Here is a 336-nt window from a genome sequence, read left to right as displayed (position 1 = left end):
GTGTTTCCCAGTAAAAGGCATGTCCCGTTATTGGTGAAAAACTACCCCAAAGCCATACATATTTATAGCTATGTTGGTAGTGTACTTTTGCTTGAACTCCTCTAGCGGTGAGGGTTCTTTTCTGATGAGTCATCAACCCAAATCTAGCCTCATCTTGAAACATTATATCAATACTATCATACTTATCTTTATTAAGACGCATTCTAATATTAGTTAATAGGTTGGGGAGTTTTTTTAAAAGCCTCTACAGCCTGCTCATCTTTTTTATGATGTGATTTTCTTGCTACTTTTAATTTAGAATAGTGCTTTGACTTACAATGTTGATATAGTGCTGAA

Annotated in this window: 1 pseudogene; it reads right to left on the bottom strand. The window is 34.8% G+C overall.

Annotated features, from left to right (window positions below):
• Window positions 1-202, bottom strand: a pseudogene (locus A8C32_RS06320) (transposase); the annotation flags it as partial.
• Between the last annotated feature and the right edge of the window lie 134 nt (window positions 203-336).

The sequence above is a fragment of the Flavivirga aquatica genome, from assembly GCF_001747085.1.
GTDB classification, from domain to species: Bacteria; Bacteroidota; Bacteroidia; order Flavobacteriales; family Flavobacteriaceae; genus Algibacter_C; species Algibacter_C aquatica.
This window is presented reverse-complemented; position numbering and strand designations above follow the sequence as displayed.